The 1,189-nt window shown below is 43.1% G+C and carries 1 protein-coding gene; it reads right to left on the reverse strand.

Annotation, left to right across the window (positions count from 1 at the left end):
- Positions 1-120: 120 nt before the first annotated feature.
- Complete coding sequence (gene iscB, locus F6K53_RS43985; RefSeq protein ID WP_293087151.1) at positions 121-948, reverse strand: RNA-guided endonuclease IscB; 828 nt, start codon at positions 946-948, stop codon at positions 121-123.
- Positions 949-1,189: the final 241 nt, after the last annotated feature.

The following is a 1,189-nucleotide window of genomic DNA, read 5'->3' on the forward strand; positions in this document are numbered from 1 at the left end:
ATGGGATAACCGTATTTGTTAAGTGCTGCTTTCTGTCTCCCTCCCTGCCCCTTGCAAGTGACTAACAGCGGCTGAGAGGTTTTCAAGACCAAGGTCTCAATATTCCCAACACAAGCGGCATCAATAAGCGTGCTGCTTAGGTAGTCCTAATCTAGTCCGGTTGTATTTGGTTTGCGCTCCCGTTCCGGTGACCACAAACTTGATTGATCGAAGTACCTTTACTAACTTGTTACGAGTCGTATTCACCGCTGCTGCATCCGGTAATGGTTGCTTAGTTTTAGTTTTGATTTTCTGAAGTAGATTTGGTTTCTTTTTTAGGAATTCCTCTATGGGTTTGTTTCCTTTCCGTTGATTGCATTTTTCGCAGGCTAAGCAGAGATTACTGACCCGTTCGCGTAGCGTCGGCTTTGCCGAATTACTTCCACCCAATGACTTTGGGTGAATGTGTTCGATCTGCAAGGGAACAGACTGTTTACCGCAATAGGTACATTCTCTTCCCCATTTCTCAAGTAAGTACTCCTTTACTTCGTAGCCAGCTAGTTCACCTTGTTGGTACTCAACACCATTGATTTCAGGGTTCTGCATTTTCTGGGTATCAAACTTAACTCTTTCGACCCAAACCTGATTGATTGGACAGAACTTAATTAATCGTTTCACCCAGGTTTCAATAGTCAAAACCCTGTGCTCTAAGCTAGGGGCAAGCCAGCCTTCTTTTCGTCTACGGTTAAGGAATCTTGGTTTTCTGTAGCGGGTGTTGCGATTACGCCTTCGGTGTCTTACAGCTTTTCTAGACTCTAGTTTTTTCTTGATCAATCCTCCCCTGTGTTCTAATTCCATTCCCCAAATAACTTGGTTGTTTTGGACTAGGGCAAATCCGGTGACCTTGCTGCCAGGGTCAATCTTGATTTGACAAGGTGAGATAGTTGGATTATCAATCGCAGTCTTCAAGATGATTGTGAACGGGTACATTCTGAAAACCGCTGCCTTGCCTTTGTCTAATAACCGGTTTGAAGTTACCGTAAGGACAGTGGAGCCTTTATGGTTAGTCGGCTATGCATAAAAGGGTTAAAACTTTTTGATTAAGGCTCCACTGTCCTAAGGTTTCATCTCTGAGCTTTCTTTGGGGAAATGGGGTTTAATGGTTGGTTTTTTGTGTCAATAACAAAAACATAATTTTGCATGATTAATG

This window comes from Moorena sp. SIO4A1 (genome assembly GCF_010672065.1).
GTDB lineage: Bacteria > Cyanobacteriota > Cyanobacteriia > Cyanobacteriales > Coleofasciculaceae > Moorena.